Source organism: Sediminibacterium sp. GW821-FHT12F12, assembly GCF_058806635.1.
Map to the genome: position 1 here is coordinate 1 of NZ_JBXAPW010000019.1, position 18,678 is coordinate 18,678.

The following is an 18,678-nucleotide window of genomic DNA, read 5'->3' on the forward strand; positions in this document are numbered from 1 at the left end:
ACTGGATAAATTATTTAAATGGAAGAAAACTGGCTCAGATCAAACATGCTCTGAGTTTTCAATAGCACAACACGTTCTATTTTAGATTTCTATAACTTATTAAGCAGGCAACCATTTATTCTACTCTTCTATATAATCAACAAGGTCATTTACCTTTGTTTCTTTTTTCGTCCACTTCCATATTTTTACCTGAAGAGAAATTACAATCAGCACAAAAAATATTACACTCATCCAGGTTAAGGCACACATCTCATTTTTGATATCGCTGTAAGTGCCGCCATAGATGGCTATTTTTCTGAAGGCGTTTAAAAAATGTGTTAATGGCAAAGCATTGCTGATGCTTTGCAATATAGCTGGCATCCCCGATGCTGGCCAGGTGTACCCGCTCAATACAAAACCAGGCGTGGCAATCACCATTAGCAATTCTGTGGCTCTTAGCTGGTTTGGAATTAGTATAGAAAATAGCATTCCCAATAAAATGCAGGCCGTTGTAAACACCAATGTAACTGCCAACATACCGCTATTTAAAATGGTTCCGCTCATATAAAAACCGTGATGTAAAAAAATAGCCATGCCCCAAACTATTATTCCCATCAAATAAAAAGGCAAAGCCTTCAGCAATATATGAACCAGGCTGATACGGCTGTATTGGATAAGCTTTGCGAAATAGCCATCTTCAAAATCCCTTGCAAATACCAGTGCAAGCGCCAGCAAGAATATTTGCTGCATGATGGCACCCATTAATCCCGGCCACATAAAATTGAGGTAATTGCCCGATGTATTGAACAGCCGGTTGTAGGTAACTTTAAAAGCTTCATACCGGGCATCAGCCAACGCAGGCGATAATCCCTGCTTCTTTAAAGTTTCTATTTCCACACCGGCATTGAGGCTTGCCAATACAGTTTGTAAACCACGGCTGACAAAATTGGCCGTTAGAATGTTTGACATGTTTAAGTCCACCGTAATTTCGGGATAACGGCGCTGGTTAATGTCTGCTTCAAACCGTTGAGGAATTGTTATTATTGCTTGGTAATTCTGCTGGATAATACCCGCCTTTACCTGCTGGTTCTCTGTATATACTTTCGCCACTTTCAAATATTCATTGTCGTTAAAAGCATCTATGATTTTATATGACGTGGTTGTACCATCGTAATCCACAACGGCAATGGACAGTTTATCAATCTTTCCTTTTTTATAGGTTACGCCAAACAATAATCCATATAATAACGGAGCGCCAAAAAAAATGACCATTACTACACCGTTGGAAAATATACGTTTGAATTCGACGCCTGATAATTGTATGAATTTTTTCATCAGCTTCTGCTTTTTAATCTTTATGCCCAGAACAGGACACTCTTCCGCAGCAATAACCCGATTTTGTAAATTGTATCCGCCTTCATAAAATATATTTCAGTAAAAGTTTGTAATATAAAAAACAAAGGATGCTATTTTAGTTCTTTCAACAATACCGTAGAATTTTGAAACAGGGCTTTGGCTTTACTATTATCGCCTGCAACCACTTTTAACTCATAAGTAGCCTGCCCCAATTCATAATTGGGTGAAGTGGAAGTATTATCAGCATATCTTGCCAATTGCTTTACCGCTATAATCTTTCCTGGAATTTCAAGGGTGGTATTTGGTACAGTTACTATCACCTGCTGTTCGGTTTTATAGGCGTTCACTTTATCCTCACTCACCGTAAAACGAAAGTATACGGATGCCTTTTTTAATCCGCTGAAAAAGGTATAGCCAGGCAAAGCCAGTTCGCCTTCTTTCAAAGCAATTGTTTCTATGGTCATATCGGCCGGGGCAATAATATATTTTTCATTCAGGGCAACCAATGCTTCGTTTTTAGCCCCTATAGCCCTTGCCACCTGCCCCATAGCCGTTTTTTTATTTTCCGCCCTTGTACCTTTCCGCACTTCGGCAAGTTTGGCCTCAATAGTTTTTACCTGTGCCCTCGCCGCTTCCGCTTTCATTTTTGTTTCATCATATTGTTGCGCCGGTATAAGTGAATCGGCATACATATTCGTTACCCGCTGAAAACTTTTTTCTGCAAATGAAAGTTGTTCCCGGGCAGCCATAAGCTGACTTTCAACCTGGTCAATTTGTTCACCGGTAGCTCCGTTATTGGCCAGGTCCATTTGCCCCTGTGCCGAAACGATGGCGCCTTCGGCCTGTTGCAACTTTGGTGTTATTTCAGGAATATCCAATACGGCTAAAGTGTCCCCTTTTTGTACTGCCTGCCCTTCGCTTACATTTATTTTTTCGATACGGCCCGCAAGTTTCGGGGCAACCGATACGCTTTCAAATTTTACCCTGCCCTGGATGCCTTCAATTTTTTTTTGCCTGTTGCGGCATGAAGTAATAAGCAGTATGGCAAAAACGATTAGAACGATTGTATGTTTCATAACCTTGTATAAGTTAAACACATTATTATTGTAAAAAAAATAAAAGCCGGCCCTTCGCTTCCAACAAACTGGCTACTGCCCTGCGTTGTTCAAAAATGGCTGTTAAACTATCCTGTTGCGCTTTTTCCTGCTCCGCCACTGCATCTAACAGCTCCCGTATGCTGGTTAATCCATTTTTAAATTGTTTTTCAGTCCACAGTTTTATTCTTTCTGCCAGCGCAGCGCTTTGTTTGGCCATTATCATTTTTTGTCCGGCGGTCCTTTCATCCACTTCAGCTTTTGATACCGCCAGCGATATTTTTTCTTCTGCATCTTTTTTCTGCTCCAGCAAAATATTTTTTTCAATGGCGGTTTTCCTTGCTTCTTTTTTTGCCGTCAACCCATCAAACATTGTCCATTGCAATCTTGCCCCTGCAAACCACCGCGGCTCAAATAAGGAGAGGTTTTGTTTGCGCCATTCGTACTGGCCGAAAGCCGCGATTTTAGGAATGTATTCAGTTAGTTCTATTTTTCTTTTGAGTTCAATGGCCTGGATGTTTTCGTTGAGGGCTTTTAGCTCGGGCCTTTCAACAGTTATAGTATCGGTAAAAAATAATGGGGCAATAGTTGGGTTTAATAATGCCAGGCTTGTTTTTTCCTGTAAGGTAACCATGGATAGTTTATCAATCAGCAATTCCTTATTGCCCTGTACCTCTATTTTTTTAAGCGTTAATTTCTGACGGGCCAGGTTTACTTTTTCCCGCTCCAAAGGTGTTGCCAATCCGTTTTTAATGGCTTCTTCAACAAATCGCAGTTGTTCGTCCAAATAATTATCTGTTGCTTTAATAACCTGTTCGGAAGCGTTTACCAGCGCCAGTTTATCGTATGTTTCCCATACATCTTTAGCGATATTTATTTTTTCTATCTGACTAAGAAAGCTCAAACCTTTTTCCTGGTGCTGTGTTGCTTTCGCCGACAGGCTGGCTTTAAAGCCGCTGAATAAAATCCATTGCGCACCGGATGTTATTTTAAAAATATCCTTACTTTGAATAATGGGCACAGGTTTTAACTTGACCTGCGATGGCAGTGTTGCATTAAAGGGAAGGCTAAGCGCCTCTTTTATTAATAAACCCTGCGTACCCAATAGCAAGGTTTTTGTGTCTTGAGGAAAAGCGATGTCATCATTGAGGCGGGTATAGGTAGCAGAATTGCTGATCTTCGGCAAAAAAGTTTGCTTTGCCATTGTGCGGTTAATCTGCACCTGTGCTGTTTTATAGATATTGATTTTTAATTGATGGCTGTTGTTAAAGGCTTCATTAATGAGCAACTTTAAATCATTGTCCATTCTCTGGCCAATCACTGACTGTGACCACACAAGGCTTATAAATGCGATGGAAATATATTTTACTTTCATCAGATGAAACAGCGTTTTTTGATTTTTTTATTTGGTAACAAACAGGTAAGAAAAAATAATGAACTCATTACATTTTCATTCCCTCCATTGGATTGGCGCCTTTCTTGAAAATAAATTCACTGTTTAATAAATACGCTCCGCTTATTACAACAATATCACCCTCTTGAAGGCCCGATTTTATTTGAACCCTGTCTCCATCTTCCTTTCCAATTTCAACCATCCTGCTTTTAAAAGAACGGCTACCAGTTTGCACCCAAACAGATGTGCCGGTGCCTGTACGGAGTACGGCATTAGAAGGTAAGGTTAATGTATTTACCTGTTTTCCTTTTATTGTAACATAAGCAGGCATACCTGGTTTGAGTACGTTACCTGAGTTGGCAATATTTACACGCAGCAGGGTTATACGTGTTTGTGGATTAATTTCAGGATTCATGAATTCAATCTTTCCAGTTGTTTGTCTACCAGGCAAATCGGGAAATTGAACGGAGGCTACCGCATTGTTATCAATCTGCGACAACTGAGAGTTATATACCTGAGCCTCCGCCCAAAGTGAGGATAAATCCGCAATCCGTACAATTGTACCGCCTTCAGTTGCATATTCGCCTTCACTTATATCTAAAGTGGTTATATAACCTGCTACGGGACTATAAAAAGTTGTGAGAGGAGAAGCGATTTTTTTAACGGATATATCCTTTATTTGTACTTCTGATAAGCCCCACAAAAGAAGCTTGTTTTTAGCACTTTGAATAATGGCCGTAAAATCAACAATTGAATTATCAAGCGTCTTCTGGCGTTCCAGTGCTAATAAATATTCCTGTTTGGCATTATTCAGTTCTTCACTGTATATATCAAATAATTTATCCCCTTTTCTGACATAGTCACCCAGGTTTTTAAAATATAGCTTTTCAATTCTGCCCATCACCCTCGCACTTACTGCATTAATCAAACGCTGGTCGGCATTTAGAGTAGCAGTAAGTACCATCTGGTCGCCAATCATTCCGTTACGAATAGTATCCGTCAAAATATTACCAAGTTGCATTTGTTGTTCATTCAATTGTACGCCATCGTTATCAGGTGTTGACGTCTTTGAAACCTCGATCAGTTTCATTCCGCAAATTGGGCAATTCCCTGGTTTATCCTGCATCACCTGTGTATGCATAGAACAGGTATAATAAACATCTCCATGTGCGGCATGTTTCGCATCACCTGTATCTTTCTCTTTGTTATTTTTACAGGCAGCAAACAGAAACATAAGCCCCAATACAATAAATATTTTTTTCATCTTTAATTTTTTAAGAACTAACAATTGTATGATCTTGATCCGTGTCCATTAAAACATTTTTTCATGCTGTTCATTAATTGACATAATCGTATTTAAATAGCCTTCCGTTAATCTTTACGTTGAATCTTTATAAAACTTTCACTATCCATTAAAAACTGTGCATTAGCTGCTACAGAATCCTGCATAGTAATCCCTCCGGTAATCTGTATTAAATTTTTATAGGCAAGTCCTGTTTCAACCTTTTGGGCTTTGAATCCGATACCACTTTTTACAAAAACAACTTTTTCAAGCCCTAATGATAGAACGGCATCCTTTGGCAACCAATCCGCATTTATTGAGTTGGTGAAAATAGTTGCACGTACCTGGCTGCCAATAGGTAATTGCAAAACACTATTATCAACATTTACTCTTGCTGTAAGCGTTTTACTTCCCGGCCTGAAAAAAGGTTCAATAAAGTAAATAGAACTACTAAAATCATTACCGGGCTTCGCTTCCGGCACAATCCTTACTTTATTGCCAACTTTAATAAAAGGCTGGTCTGAGGGATAAATATTCAGTAAGGCCCATACCTTGTTAGGACTATATACTTTAAAAATCGTTTGCCCCTTTTGTAAATACATCCCTTCTTTAAGGCTAAGTTCCTGGGTGGTTAATGATGTAGCTTCATTCATGACAGGCACCTCAGCTCCGGCACCATTCATTTCCTTGCCAAGTGATTCATGTATGTGCCCGCCGTACCTGCTATAAACAGAAACGGTAAACAGTGTTTTTTGGGTGGATACTAACTGCTGTAATTGTTCAGAAGGAAAGCCAAGAAGTAATAATTTTTCTTTAGCGGCGCTGATTAATGAATTATTGGATGGATCATTCTTCAGCAGGAATAAAAGATTTTGCTGTGCCGTAAGTAACTCCGGGCTGTATATGTCCATAATCTTTTGGCCCTTTTTAACTAATTGATAACGAAACCGTACATATAACTTTTCAATCCTGCCACTTATACGGGCAGATATAGCCCCCACTTCAGTAGTGTTATAGGCAGTATATCCAAGTGCGTTAATTTCTATTGCCTCTTCCTGCTGCTGTAAAGTAGTAGAGGGTATACGGGAAACGGCATAACTGTTGGTAGGCTGAATTAAAGTATGCAAAGAAATGCCGTGTATTTTTTTACTATCATTTTCTTTTTTGACTAAATGCATGCCGCAAATAGGACAGTCACCTGGCTTATCACGAATGATTTCAGGGTGCATAGAACAGGTGTATAAAACCTTTTCTTCCGCTGCAGTCGTTTTCATACTCTCATCCTTAGTGTCCATCTTCATGTTTTCCATTCCAGCCATTCCTTCGTGCTGTTTATGCGTATCGTTTTTCGGAAGCAGTACTTTAAAATATATCCATGCGACGGCTACCAGCAATACCAGCACTGATGATATAATAATTGCTATTTTCTTTTTTTTCATAACTGAAGTAATAAATCTTTTAAGTTAATTGATATTGTAACATCATGCCATCATCTTCATGTTCAAGGTTGTGGCAATGAAAAACAAATACACCTGTTAATGTTGAAAATGGGATGATAATCTTTACCGTTTCACGGGGCATTACTAAAACAGTATCCTTCCAACCGCTTTCGGAAGCTGTCAACTGTCCCCGGCCACCATTTCTTTCCAATACCTGGAAATGCACACCATGCAAATGCATAGGATGGGGTTCATCACCCTGTGAATTATCTAATACCCATATCTCTGTTGCATTTGCAGCAACTGTTTCATCAATCCTGTTCTTATCATAGGTCTTATCATTGATTCGGTGAATACCAGTCATATTCATCCCACTAGTCATTTGCATGGCATTAATAACAAAATTTCTTGTCTTTGAAGATGAAGAAGCCGGAATAGTATTAACAGCAGAAAGTGAAGCTGGTACAATAAAGCTATCGCTTACGGTTTGTGTTACCTTAAACTTCATAATCTTAAACCCCTGCTTCCCCTGTGCACTGCCACCGTTATCAAACATCCTGCTTTCAAGAAATACTTGAGTACCTGCTGTTAATCCTGCAAAGTTTACCAGCACATCTAATCTTTCGCCAGGTGCCAGTAAAACGGTTTTAACAGTCGCTGGATTTCTTAATAAACCACCATCGTTACCAATTATTATTAAATCGGCATTATTACTCAAAGCCAGATTATAGATCCGGGCATTGGAGCCGTTTAGTATCCGCAAGCGATAGTAACGTGTTGCTACGTCAGTGTAAGGAGATGCTTCTCCATTTACAATAATTGTTTCGCCCATATAGCCCGACATTACTTCTCCCATAGAAGGATTATATGTGATACCGGATGAAGTAAATCGCTTATCCTGTATTACTAAAGGGATTTCATAAATACCGGACGGCAGACTTAAAGCTGCTTCTTCGGCATCGTTAATTATAAACAAACCGGCTAGCCCCTGAAAGGCTTGTCTTGCAGTTGCTCCATCGGGATGCGGATGATACCAGCATAGTCCTGCTCTTTGATTAATAGGGAACTGGTAATTAAAACTACTGCCGGGATTTACAAGAGCTTGCGGATGCCCATCCATATTGGCAGAAATTTTTAAACCATGCCAATGGACATTGCTTTTTTCAGAAAGATTATTCTGAAAATTGAAGTTGGTATTTATACCACTGTTAGCACGGATAGTAGGGCCCAAAATACCATTAGCCTGGTAACCCAATACAGAAATATTGCTGCCATTAATATTTGCAGTTGTTGCCTGAGCAGTTAATGTTGCATTACCTGATACTGTGTTGGGAATAGGGAGTAACCTGGTGAAGCTTCCTTCTGTTACAGGAACAGGCTGTCCCCCCATATTCATGCCGCCGCCATTCATCATATTGTTCTTATTACATGCTGCTATAATAGTTACAATGGAACCGGCAGTTAATATACCACCTGCTCCCAAACCTGTATTTTTTATAAACACCCTGCGTTTCATGGTTGAAATATTTTAAGATGAATAATTATTTTATTTGCAAGGTTCTTTCAAGTTCAACCTGCATCGTCAGTAATTCCTGTAATTGTTTTAAATATTCAAGCTGAGTCATATTGAGTGTTTCCCATGCATCAAATAATTGAAATAATTCCTCTGTATTTTGTTCATAGGCTAATTGATAGGTTTGATAGTTTCTGCGAAGTGCGGGCAGGATATTTTCTTCGTACAGTTTGATTTGTTTTCTTTTGTTGAGGATGTCTGTTCGCAAACCATAAGCAGAACCGGTAGATTCATTTAGGATCATTTGCTTTTGTTGTTTCAATGATTCATTTTTCCATTTCAGCCCTTCAATATTTGCCTTATTCATTTTAGCCGACCAACGGGCCATTGGCAAACGAACTGATACCATTGCAGAAAACTGCAAAGGTTGTTTCGCCCATCCATAGGCATTTTCAAACCGTACAGCATATTCGGGCAGCAGTCTTGTTCTTTCAGTTTCCTGTTTTAATATATTTACGTACATTTCTTTTTCAATCGCTTTTATATCACTCCTGTTCGTTACAAACAATGCAGTATCAAAAGCCAGATTTTGATAGCTATTGAATGTGTAAGAAGTGTCAATATCAAATTCAATCGTTTTATCACGGTACATTAATGTATTGATGTTGTATTTTCTTTGCTTGATTTCATTCTCCAGCATAACCCTCATGCTTTGAACATTAGCAATTGCAGCTTTTGCTTTATAGTAGGCACTTATTTTTTCAAGCCCGTTCTTATACCGTATTTCAGCGCTTTGTATCATATAGTTTAGAAGCTTTTCGTTATCATCTAAAATGAACAATTGCTTTTTGATTACTATCCATTCGTAATAATTCTTCTTTGCATCAGCATATAGTTGATTTAATGTATAACCTTTCTTCTCTTTTTCCACAGATGACATAGCCGACATGTATTTGGAATCTGCATTTAACCGTTTAGGGTTAGGTATGGTTTGTTGCGCTGCAATGGTATATTGCCCCATACCCGGTTGCCCAGCCATTGACTTCCAGTAGCGGGGGGCATAGGGCACCATAAAAAAGCCTGATGACAGTTCAGGAGCCATCCAGCTTTTAGCGCCTTTGGCAGTTTCGTCTAAAGAACGCACCTCTGCATCGTACATTTTAAGAGTTGGATTACTCGCTTGAATAGAATCGAGAATTTCACTAATGCCCATTGGCTTTTGCGCATTGGCCGTGAAGCCTGACAAAAGAATAAGTCCCCATATTAAATAAAAAGTTTTCTTCATTAGATCTGTTTTATATTGATTATCGTTTTATTTCCAGCACTCCTTTTCACATTTATTGTCTTTTAACGGCTCTGGCTATTTGCTTTTTAAACTACTATTTTCGTTGAAGGTTTTTGCTGAAATACTCTTTTGCATTTGTTTCTGTTTTAAAGTAAAGAACATCTTCTTTAGAGCCGGGTTTGCCAATAATAAAAGCGACTGCTTTATCAACCTGTTCCCCCGATAGAGGGTCAGGTATATAATGTGTTGTTGAATCTTCTTTCAAGGCCTTTACACAACCTTCACAACAGCCGTAGTATGTTTTATCATTTAATGGAACAGCGATCTGCTCCGAGTTCATAAATCTGTTGTTGATCATACATACCTGGCTATTGACAAGCCTTGTAATTCCTGTATCAGAGAAAATAACAGTAGCCCCAACCATCGCTTTTTTATTATCTGTCGCAGAAGATCCACCTGAATTACATGACATAACTGTAACCAGGGAAATGACCAGGACTACTCCGAAATATTTTTTTGTTTTCATCTTGAATTGTTTTTGATATTACTCTTTATTTTTTTGTAAATAATTTTATTTACCAGTTGTCTCTTGTTTTGTTGCGATGCTTATGAAACGATTTTACAGGGTATTGCTCCAGTAGATCATATACCACCGGGTGCAGGTTCATTTGTAAATATGCTGTATCATATAAATCAGCATTAGCAGTTCCACTCCATACGATTTTCTGCTGTGCCCTGTCAATCACATTAAGTATAATTGAATTTTTTAAATAGGTTTCCTTTGGTGCCGCATCTTCTTTGGAGTAATTAAAATATTTATAGGTAAATGACTTATTGTATTTAAGTGGATTACTTAGCGGGTGCAAAAATGGATTGCCATATTGCGTTACTGTTGTTGTGCTGTAGGGCGAAGGGGCAGTAGGGTCTGCCTTCTCCAGTGTTTTACTTTTTACAATCAGTTCCAATAAAATATCAGGGCTGTCGAGATTTACTTTGTATCCTCTTTCGCCCATGCAATGCGTAAAATAATTCTCCGTATTGGTACGTTTCATTTCAAAAGTACTTTTAGCAGCAGCAGAATCTTTACCAGGCAACCATGCGAAAGTTCTATAGTGCTTAAAGTCCACTGACTTGTCGTAATTGCTTGATATATCCTTATATATTTTCCGGCTACAACTATTCAGCATTACCACAAATGCACCTGAAACGATTAATACTGTCAAAATATATTTTGCATTTATTTTCATAACTATTTTTTAATGCTTTGTTTCCAATACATCTATTTTCCCATGCTTTCTTAACTCATATTCCTTCTGCATTAAAAATATTAAGGGTGTTACCAAAAGAATATGTGTTGATGAAGTAAGTACCCCGCCAATCATTGGCAGTACAATGGGTATCATCACATCACTTCCCACACCCGTACTCCAAAGAATGGGAACCAATCCAAATAAGGATACACTCACCGTCATCAATTTTGGCCTCAATCTTTTTGCAGCGCCATGAATCACGTATTCCCGTAAATCTTCTTTGGTGATTGTTTCTCTTGAATTGCCTTTTTTTGCTACTAACTGCTCCATGGCATCATTAAGATAAATAACCATTACGATCCCCGTTTCCACCGCCAAACCAAATAATGCGATAAAGCCAACAGATACAGCTACCGAAAGATTAACGCCCCAGAAATAAACAAAATACGCTCCGCCAATCAGCGCAAAAGGAATGGAAATAAGACTGAAGAAAGCTTCCCGTGCAGAATTAAAGGCAAAATACATGCACATAAAAATGATAAGCAAAACAATGGGCAAAATCATTTTTAATGTTCTTTCACCACGGATTAAATTTTCATATTGCCCACTCCAGTCCAGGAAATATCCTTTAGGCATTTTATTGATCATTTTATCCAGCTTTTTCTGCGCTTCCGTAACAGTACTGGCTAAGTCACGTTCTCTTACATTGAATAATACAGTGCCACGCAACATTGCATTTTCAGAATTTATCATTGGGGGGCCTTCGTGTATTTGGATATCCGCCACTGCTTCCAGCGGTATGGGCCCAAAGCTCATTGTTTGCACCTGCAATCTTTTTAGAGATTCAATATTATTTCTGAAATCCTGTGCAAACCTGGCATTAACTGAAAAGCGACGGCGGTCTTCAATAGTGGTGGTAAGCCGCATACCCCCCAGCGCTGCTTCTACAACGGTATTCACATCATCAGTACTTAGACCATAGCGGCCAATCTCATCCCGTTTAACTACTATATCAATGTATTTTCCACCCGTTATAGGTTCTACATATAAATCTTTTACACCCGGAGTGCCTTCCAAGGCTTTTTTAATTTGTTGTGCAAATGCATAAATAGTATCCAGGTTCTGACCAAATACTTTTACGCCTACATCTGTGCGTATGCCTGTGGAAAGCATATTAATACGGTTGATGATAGGCTGAGTCCATCCGTTTGTAACTCCCGGTATCTGAAGCTTTGCATTTAATTCATTAATGATACTGTCTTTTGTAAATCCCTTTCTCCATTCGCTCCTTGGTTTCAGCATAATAATAGTTTCTACCATACTGATAGGGGAATTATCTGTTGCTGAACTTGCCCGGCCTGCTTTGCCCAATACATGGGTTACTTCGGGTACACTTTTTATGATTTTATCCTGAACCTGTAATATGCGTTTGGCTTCAGAATTAGAAACATCCGGCATCATAACGGGCATAAATAAAAGTGAGCCTTCATCCAGCGGAGGCATGAACTCACGCCCAAGGCCCATTACCAAAGGGATGCTGATTGCCAACGCTATTACATTAACCCCAATAGTGACCCACCTTCTTTTTATACAGGCCCTGATAACAGGCTCATAAATTCTTTCAAGCATCCTGTTCACCGGGTTTGCATTGTCCGGTAGAAATTTCCCTTTCATAAAAAAGGAAATCAGTACCGGGGCCAGTGTTAACACCAATAAGGCATCTACCGCCAGTATGAAAGTCTTTGTATAAGCCAGGGGATGAAACAATTTCCCTTCCTGCCCGGTTAATAGAAATACCGGCAGAAAAGAAGCAATAATAATAATGGTAGAAAAGAATACGCCCCTTGATACCTGTTTGCAGGCACGTTCTATAATTGACATTCTTATATCATCAGGAATTTTCCGGTAAGAAGGGGTATCTTTTTTGCTGAAACGTGCTTTTAATTTTTTAAAGAAATTCATCGTATTAATTTTTTTCAGGGTGATTATTATTTTGCCATTCAGAAAGCTGGCGATAACTATTTTCAGACATGATAATTCCATTATCTACAATAACGCCAATGGCTAATGCAATGCCCGTTAAAGACATTAAATTTGATGACATGCCAAACGCATTCAGCAGGATAAAACTAATAGCAATTGTTATTGGAATTTGAATAATAATGCTCAAAGCACTTCGCCAATGGAAAAGGAAAACCAACACCACTAAACAAACCACGATTATTTCTTCTATTAGTTTTCCTTTTACAGTTTCAATAGCGGCTTCTATCAATCCACTTCTGTCGTAAGAAGCTTTGATTGTAACCCCTTCAGGCAAACCTTTTTCTACATCTTTTATTTTTGCTTTAACTGCCTTTATTACTTCGTCTGCATTTTGCCCATAGCGCATTACTACTATACCTCCCACTACTTCACCTTCTCCGTTTGCGTCAAGAGTGCCTAATCGTAAGTCGCCACCCATCTGTACTGAGCCAACATCTTTAACTCTTACCGGTATGCCATTATATTGTGCCAAGGCAATGCTTTCTACATCTTCTTTACTTTTGATGTAGCCCAATCCCCGAATAACGTAGGCCATGTCGCTCATTTCAAATTTCCGGCCGCCCACATCATTATTGTTCGCTTTTACTTTATTCATTACATCCATCAGGGATACTTTATAGAATTGCAGTTTCACGGGGTCCAGCACAATCTGGTATTGTTTTTCAAAACCGCCATAAGAAGCTACCTCTGCAACACCTTTAACCGTTTGGAGGGCAAATTTTACATACCAATCCTGCAGGGCTCGTTGTTCTCCTAAATCTAATTTTGGAGCGTCCAGGTGATACCAGAAAATATGGCCTACACCGGTGCCATCTGGCCCCAACGATGGTGTTATACCAGGCGGCAATAAACGTTGTGCATAGTTTAATCTTTCCAGCACCCGGGTACGGGCCCAGTAGATGTCAACATCGTCTTCAAAAATTACATACACAAAACTCATCCCGAACATGGAAGTACCTCTTATGTTTTTGATGCGGGGAATACCCTGTAGGTTAGATACGAGTGGATAAGTAATCTGATCTTCCATCAACTGAGGGCTTCGTCCCATCCATTCTGTAAATACAATCACCTGGTTTTCGGACAAGTCGGGAATAGCATCAATGGGATTATCTTTTATAGAATTAAAACCCCAAACGAATAAAAGTACTGCTGCCAGCAGAACCATCATCCTGTTTTTTAAAGCAAATGTTATAAGGTTCTGTACCATGAATTGGGTTGGGTTTTACGATTATTTAAAATGATTTCTATGGGCCTAAAAAAATCCAGCCGTTTACTTATTACTGTTAACAAATGCCAGTGCCATTGCAAGAATGGAATTTTTAAATTAGGGAGTGCTGTTTTTATCATAGTTTGTATTTATGTTTTGGGGCATGGTGTTACTTTTGTTTTTAAATTATTTTTTTATGACCGGATAACCAGAGTTGTTGAATTTCATTTCACTTTTTTACTTTTAAACTCTATTTTATCTATCAATCTTTTACTTAGTTCTTCTTGTTTGCCAGGTTCAGCTAATTCCTTACGTAATACCTTGTCTGCTATTTCTATTACCAGTATGCCAGTTTTATTCTTTATTTCAACTATTGCATCAACCTTTAATTTCTGAATGTATAACAGCGCATCTTCAATAATAAGATCATAATTCAGTTTGGCTTTAATCTTGGCTTCAGAAAGTACTTTTTCATTAAACTCTTTTGTATCTTTTTGCAAGGCCGATATTTCGTCCAATGTTTTTTTATTCAACAATTCAGCTTCCTTTTTTAACTGATCTACCGCTACCCGTGCCTTTTCTATTGAAGCCAGTGAATCTGAAATAACATTTCTTCTTTCGTTTAAATACGTAGTCACAGGTTTCCAGACAGCCTTTTTTAAGAGAATAATAAAAATGAAAAATATTATAATCTCCCATATAAAATAACCCTCGTCATGATTCAATAAATTCATACATTTTTTTTATTGTTCAAATATTTTTAAATAAAATCCTACACTTAAACCCGACATACCTTCGTTTTTTTGATACTTCATTTATGCTTTATCAGCACTACCAGCATGTAATATCAAAACAAAAATTCCCGGTACATAAACTTAAAAGAATGAAAATCATTTAAAAAAACACAACAGTGTTGTTATACTTTCTTTATCCGTACACAAACAATAAAACATTTTCCGCCCTTCCTGTAACTTGCTGACTATTCCTGCGCTTTTCAGTATTTTCAGATGCCTTGACACAATCGGCTGCTGCATACCCAGTTTCTCATAAATTGTTTTTACTGAAAGGCATTTTTCACTACTCTTATATAGCAGGCTTAACATAGCTAATCTATCAGGGTGTGCTGCAGCCTTTAATATTTCAGCCATTTTTATCATATCTTCTTTTTTAAAACTTTTATTTTTCTGCTTCACCATAGCTTTTTCATTTCGATAAAGGTCTATGGTCATAAGGATAGAAACTATGATATTGCTTACCTCAATAGCAGATTTTAGTCATACAGGTATACAAATAGTTATATAATGAATAAAAATCAGACCTGTTATTTTCATAGTCAAATATTTTACCAACACCACTTAAATCTGTCTATATTTTATTGTAACCTTTAACAACTGTATTTTAATATATGTCTTTAGCATATTTTTCTACATGCAATTCCTCCGCTTCTTCGATGGAATGTGATTGCGACAAATCCTTTTCCTTTTTTGCCAATGTACTTAAGCTACGGAAATAACTACTCAATATTTCCAGTTCCTTTTCAGTTAAATCTTCAATATCAATTAATCTGTTGCTCGGCCCCTTTAATGAAGCAATCAATTCGTTTAATTTAAGATGGACGGCATGAGAATCCTTATTCTGCATTCGCTGAATAAGAAACACCATTAAAAAAGTAATGATGGTGGTGCCTGTATTTATCACCAGTTGCCAGGTATCTGAAAAATGAAAAAGGGGTCCTGTGAGCAGCCAGACTACAATAATCAGGCACGCAATAATAAAGGCCTTTGTAGTGCCTGTAAACATTGTTGCATAATGTGAAAGCTTTTCGAAGATGTTTGTTTTTCTATGTTTCATAATTTGTTTTTATTCTTGCATTTGAATATGTTTTTTCGCATTGTTTTTTGATTGAAAATACAGAACATCGTCTTTTGTGCCGACTTTCGCAATCTATACCAAAGTCACAAAAGTCAGGAGACCGAAAACAGGAGCGACTAAAAATTCATTTTCATTTTATTTGACTTTGTTTAATTGAATATAGTTAACTGTTTCTTTAACAGACAGTGGGATTGTGGCATTGCCGGTTCTCAAATAGAAAATTGTGTTTTTTTCTAAATTAACGTATGCAGGGGAAGATGATTTTGCTATGTCTATAACACAAAAATCTTTTTCCTGCCTGTTGTGGAAATAAATGTGTACAAGCGAACAAAATTCAGATCCAAGAAAGCAACTTACTATTTCGTAAACTCTACGTTCGAATCCGTCACGGTTCTTGTGTTTAAGAGTAGCAAAATCAAGTTCCAATCCGAGCGCCTCGCCATTATCAGCAATACCAATGATTAGTTTTCCGCCATTGCTATTCATAAATCCGGCAATTGATTTTGCGATTACTATTTCCAATTCTTTATTAGTTGTTTTTTTTGAATAGTCGTAACGGATGGAAGATTTGAATTCTGTATATTCATTTTCACCCTCCTGAATTGTTTGTTCAATATCCCGGCTGATAAATTGTTTTTGTTTTAATAGCAGTTTATTTTTATTCTGAATACTCTTATAATAAATTCCGGAACCTGCTCCTGTAAGTACTCCGATGAAAAGAAAGATTGATGACATGCCTGTCATGTGAAACGAGAAGGCATGTAATGACCTTTGAATAACTATATCAACCAGATTAAAGTTTGTTGTATTGCCTTTATTAAATTCAAACCAATACATTATCATGGTAAGAGGATGAATGAGAAAATAGAAAATGAACACCCCCGTCAATGTATGCAGCATCACAACTTTGTTAGCTGTACAGTAAGAATACATTTTGTTTTTAATGGTTGTCATATTAAGTTTTTGGTCCACTATCTGTGCCATTTCAGTTTGCGTCATGTATTACATATCACCCATCTTCATTTCCCCCATCCCGTTTTTTTTCTCTTTCTCTTTTTCAATTATTTTCTTTTCCACCAGCTTCATGCCGCACTTAGGGCAATTACCTGGTTTGTCGCTTTGTATTTCCGGATGCATCGAACAGGTATAGATTATCTTTGGAGTGGTTACTTGATGCTTTTTTACTAACTCCATACCACACTTGGGACATTTACCTGGTATATCATTTATTACCTCGTGATGCATTGGGCAAGTGTAAACAACCCGGTTTGTATCAACCTTATTAGATGGTTGGCTGCCGTGAGTTTTTTGAGCATAACTGCTAATACCGGAAGAAAGTACAAATACTAAAATGATAATTTTGTTCATACTGAAAGTTTTAAAATAATGAGTACCCTATTGTTAATTGTTGTTTTGAATAGATGATTGATAATTTCAAACGATTGTTGCATATGTATCTTTAAATTAGAATACAACTATTGAATCTTGAAACCTGCCTTTAAGCTTTTCCAATTTGTTTACAAAAACACACATTGCATTACTTCTTTGAAGAATCCATCATTTGATGGTTACTATGCATTGTGCTATCCATTTTCATTGAATCTATTTTCATATTGCCCATGCCCATTCCATTGTGATTCATTTCTTTTGACTGATTATTGTCTGATGATTGATTGTTGCAGGAAGTAGCAATTACTATAGCTATTGCCACTAAGAGACGTTCTTTTTTCATTTTTTATATATTTTAGTTGTTTAATAATTTTAAAGTTCATGGTTTATTAGCTGTATTGTTTCAGACATAATCCATACCTGTATTTCTAGCAGTAGAGCTTTTGTTTACTGCATTGATCCTGCCGTTACTATTTAAATTTCGGACACAAACTTTGTCTTTTATCACCATTATGTTCATTATAAACTCCATAATTAATCAAAGAAAATTCCCAGGCACCACGGCTTTGATTGTATTTGTTTAAGGACGATATTGTTACGTCATACGAAAAAAGCAGGCGGATATTATTCCAGGTAAGCCCTACCATAGGAATTATGGCGTCATCTATCCGGTAATATAATCCTGCTAACAATTGCATCTCTCCTGGGTCTTTCAGGTTATACTGAGCATTGATGCCGGCGGTTAGTTCAGAAGCCCTTGCCTGTGTTGTATAATATGCCATCGGATTTATAATTACCTCTTCACTGACCTTGAAGCTGCCATTTAAAAAGCCACTATAGCGGGGAGATAAACGGCTATCAAACCCGGTTTGTTCAGTTAAAAAAAAGGATTCACGTGGCCGGTTAATATGCCATATTGCTATGCCACCATTCAAATAAATTTTATCAGTAGGAAAATAAGCATAATTAATTCCAGTCTGTAAATCAAAATAACTAATAGAGCGAACATCCAGCACCACGCTGGTTGGTAATTGATTGCTGAAAAATTTTCCATCAAACTGGTCAGGGAATCTTAAATCGGATGTATTGATGCGTTTGCTTATCCGTCCGACATTAAACCCTGCTGTAAGTAAACTGGAATTGCCCATCATCTGGTGATAAGCTAATGAAGCATATATTTTGTTAGTTGTTAATTTACCGGCACCTGCAACATCGCTTAGTATCATACCTCCCAATCCTATCCAGCCGTTTTCAATCTTGTTACGCAGTACCTGTGCATCGCCGAAAATGCTCATAGTTTTATAAGGTACCGACATTACGTTTGACCATTGTGTACGGTAGTTGGCCCCAATGCGATAATCTGCATCTGGAATAAACCCTGTATTTGCCGGGTTGGTAGTTAAAGGCGAATTAAACCACTGTGAAAAATGCAGGCTTTGTGCTTCTGTAATATGAAAGAGAAGAGCTACACAATAAAAAGTCATTAAAAATAATTTGGCATACAGGGCAAAGTATCGCCGGATGCAATTATTGCATTGTTCTAAATTTGTATTTGTATGGTTTGCCTCAATCATTT

18 protein-coding genes are annotated in these 18,678 nt (G+C 37.7%); all 18 read right to left on the reverse strand.

Annotated features, from left to right (window positions below; genetic code table 11):
* Window positions 1-120 precede the first annotated feature (120 nt).
* Window positions 121-1,314, reverse strand: a complete 1,194-nt coding sequence (locus tag AC1RNB_RS17740; RefSeq protein ID WP_305267423.1) for an ABC transporter permease — start codon at window positions 1,312-1,314, stop codon at window positions 121-123.
* 131 nt (window positions 1,315-1,445) lie between these two features.
* Window positions 1,446-2,411, reverse strand: coding sequence for an HlyD family secretion protein (locus AC1RNB_RS17745; RefSeq protein WP_493085024.1), 966 nt, complete (start codon window positions 2,409-2,411; stop codon window positions 1,446-1,448).
* A gap of 25 nt (window positions 2,412-2,436) precedes the next feature.
* The gene (locus AC1RNB_RS17750) at window positions 2,437-3,804 is read right to left on the reverse strand and encodes a TolC family protein (protein WP_305267420.1); all 1,368 of its coding nucleotides are present in this window, start codon (window positions 3,802-3,804) and stop codon (window positions 2,437-2,439) included.
* Between the two features lie 67 nt (window positions 3,805-3,871).
* Window positions 3,872-5,086, reverse strand: coding sequence for an efflux RND transporter periplasmic adaptor subunit (locus tag AC1RNB_RS17755; protein WP_305267418.1), 1,215 nt, complete (start codon window positions 5,084-5,086; stop codon window positions 3,872-3,874).
* 107 nt (window positions 5,087-5,193) lie between these two features.
* The gene (locus AC1RNB_RS17760; protein ID WP_305267416.1) at window positions 5,194-6,543 is read right to left on the reverse strand and encodes a heavy metal-binding domain-containing protein; all 1,350 of its coding nucleotides are present in this window, start codon (window positions 6,541-6,543) and stop codon (window positions 5,194-5,196) included.
* A 19-nt stretch (window positions 6,544-6,562) separates the two neighbouring features.
* Window positions 6,563-8,059, reverse strand: coding sequence for a multicopper oxidase family protein (locus tag AC1RNB_RS17765; RefSeq protein WP_305267414.1), 1,497 nt, complete (start codon window positions 8,057-8,059; stop codon window positions 6,563-6,565).
* A 25-nt stretch (window positions 8,060-8,084) separates the two neighbouring features.
* A complete protein-coding gene (locus tag AC1RNB_RS17770; protein WP_305267412.1) occupies window positions 8,085-9,341 on the reverse strand; it encodes a TolC family protein in 1,257 nt (418 codons plus the stop codon).
* 94 nt (window positions 9,342-9,435) lie between these two features.
* On the reverse strand, window positions 9,436-9,867 hold the full coding sequence (locus AC1RNB_RS17775; RefSeq protein ID WP_305267409.1) for a TRASH domain-containing protein: 432 nt from the start codon (window positions 9,865-9,867) through the stop codon (window positions 9,436-9,438).
* Between the two features lie 49 nt (window positions 9,868-9,916).
* A complete protein-coding gene (locus tag AC1RNB_RS17780) occupies window positions 9,917-10,588 on the reverse strand; it encodes a DUF4136 domain-containing protein (RefSeq protein ID WP_305267408.1) in 672 nt (223 codons plus the stop codon).
* Window positions 10,589-10,597: 9 nt separating this feature from the next.
* Window positions 10,598-12,553 (reverse strand): efflux RND transporter permease subunit, encoded by a 1,956-nt coding sequence (locus AC1RNB_RS17785; RefSeq protein ID WP_305267405.1) that lies wholly within the window; start codon window positions 12,551-12,553, stop codon window positions 10,598-10,600.
* Window positions 12,554-12,557: 4 nt separating this feature from the next.
* Window positions 12,558-13,841: an efflux RND transporter permease subunit gene (locus AC1RNB_RS17790; RefSeq protein WP_295234857.1), complete on the reverse strand. Its 1,284-nt coding sequence runs from the start codon at window positions 13,839-13,841 to the stop codon at window positions 12,558-12,560.
* 224 nt (window positions 13,842-14,065) lie between these two features.
* Complete coding sequence (locus AC1RNB_RS17795; RefSeq protein WP_305267401.1) at window positions 14,066-14,575, reverse strand: F0F1 ATP synthase subunit B family protein; 510 nt, start codon at window positions 14,573-14,575, stop codon at window positions 14,066-14,068.
* A 156-nt stretch (window positions 14,576-14,731) separates the two neighbouring features.
* Window positions 14,732-15,070, reverse strand: coding sequence for an ArsR/SmtB family transcription factor (locus AC1RNB_RS17800; protein ID WP_493085029.1), 339 nt, complete (start codon window positions 15,068-15,070; stop codon window positions 14,732-14,734).
* A gap of 169 nt (window positions 15,071-15,239) precedes the next feature.
* Window positions 15,240-15,692, reverse strand: coding sequence for a low affinity iron permease family protein (locus AC1RNB_RS17805; RefSeq protein ID WP_305267397.1), 453 nt, complete (start codon window positions 15,690-15,692; stop codon window positions 15,240-15,242).
* A gap of 156 nt (window positions 15,693-15,848) precedes the next feature.
* Window positions 15,849-16,712, reverse strand: coding sequence for an AlbA family DNA-binding domain-containing protein (locus AC1RNB_RS17810; RefSeq protein ID WP_493085031.1), 864 nt, complete (start codon window positions 16,710-16,712; stop codon window positions 15,849-15,851).
* 3 nt (window positions 16,713-16,715) lie between these two features.
* The gene (locus AC1RNB_RS17815) at window positions 16,716-17,081 is read right to left on the reverse strand and encodes a heavy metal-binding domain-containing protein (RefSeq protein ID WP_493085033.1); all 366 of its coding nucleotides are present in this window, start codon (window positions 17,079-17,081) and stop codon (window positions 16,716-16,718) included.
* Between the two features lie 169 nt (window positions 17,082-17,250).
* Entirely contained in the window at window positions 17,251-17,445 is a 195-nt protein-coding gene (locus AC1RNB_RS17820) for a hypothetical protein (RefSeq protein WP_493085035.1), read from the reverse strand.
* Between the two features lie 127 nt (window positions 17,446-17,572).
* Window positions 17,573-18,676, reverse strand: a complete 1,104-nt coding sequence (locus AC1RNB_RS17825) for a PorP/SprF family type IX secretion system membrane protein (protein ID WP_493085037.1) — start codon at window positions 18,674-18,676, stop codon at window positions 17,573-17,575.
* Window positions 18,677-18,678: the final 2 nt, after the last annotated feature.

Coding starts and splice junctions, on each gene's coding strand:
- AC1RNB_RS17775 (WP_305267409.1), bottom strand. CDS start 9,867: ATGAAAACAAAAAAATATTTCGGAGTAGTCCTGGTCATTTCCCTGGTT.
- AC1RNB_RS17820 (WP_493085035.1), bottom strand. CDS start 17,445: ATGAAAAAAGAACGTCTCTTAGTGGCAATAGCTATAGTAATTGCTACT.
- AC1RNB_RS17765 (WP_305267414.1), bottom strand. CDS start 8,059: ATGAAACGCAGGGTGTTTATAAAAAATACAGGTTTGGGAGCAGGTGGT.
- AC1RNB_RS17750 (WP_305267420.1), bottom strand. CDS start 3,804: ATGAAAGTAAAATATATTTCCATCGCATTTATAAGCCTTGTGTGGTCA.
- AC1RNB_RS17760 (WP_305267416.1), bottom strand. CDS start 6,543: ATGAAAAAAAAGAAAATAGCAATTATTATATCATCAGTGCTGGTATTG.
- AC1RNB_RS17770 (WP_305267412.1), bottom strand. CDS start 9,341: ATGAAGAAAACTTTTTATTTAATATGGGGACTTATTCTTTTGTCAGGC.
- AC1RNB_RS17815 (WP_493085033.1), bottom strand. CDS start 17,081: ATGAACAAAATTATCATTTTAGTATTTGTACTTTCTTCCGGTATTAGC.
- AC1RNB_RS17795 (WP_305267401.1), bottom strand. CDS start 14,575: ATGAATTTATTGAATCATGACGAGGGTTATTTTATATGGGAGATTATA.
- AC1RNB_RS17805 (WP_305267397.1), bottom strand. CDS start 15,692: ATGAAACATAGAAAAACAAACATCTTCGAAAAGCTTTCACATTATGCA.
- AC1RNB_RS17745 (WP_493085024.1), bottom strand. CDS start 2,411: ATGAAACATACAATCGTTCTAATCGTTTTTGCCATACTGCTTATTACT.
- AC1RNB_RS17740 (WP_305267423.1), bottom strand. CDS start 1,314: ATGAAAAAATTCATACAATTATCAGGCGTCGAATTCAAACGTATATTT.
- AC1RNB_RS17790 (WP_295234857.1), bottom strand. CDS start 13,841: ATGGTACAGAACCTTATAACATTTGCTTTAAAAAACAGGATGATGGTT.
- AC1RNB_RS17755 (WP_305267418.1), bottom strand. CDS start 5,086: ATGAAAAAAATATTTATTGTATTGGGGCTTATGTTTCTGTTTGCTGCC.
- AC1RNB_RS17780 (WP_305267408.1), bottom strand. CDS start 10,588: ATGAAAATAAATGCAAAATATATTTTGACAGTATTAATCGTTTCAGGT.
- AC1RNB_RS17800 (WP_493085029.1), bottom strand. CDS start 15,070: ATGACCATAGACCTTTATCGAAATGAAAAAGCTATGGTGAAGCAGAAA.
- AC1RNB_RS17785 (WP_305267405.1), bottom strand. CDS start 12,553: ATGAATTTCTTTAAAAAATTAAAAGCACGTTTCAGCAAAAAAGATACC.
- AC1RNB_RS17825 (WP_493085037.1), bottom strand. CDS start 18,676: ATGATTGAGGCAAACCATACAAATACAAATTTAGAACAATGCAATAAT.
- AC1RNB_RS17810 (WP_493085031.1), bottom strand. CDS start 16,712: ATGACGCAAACTGAAATGGCACAGATAGTGGACCAAAAACTTAATATG.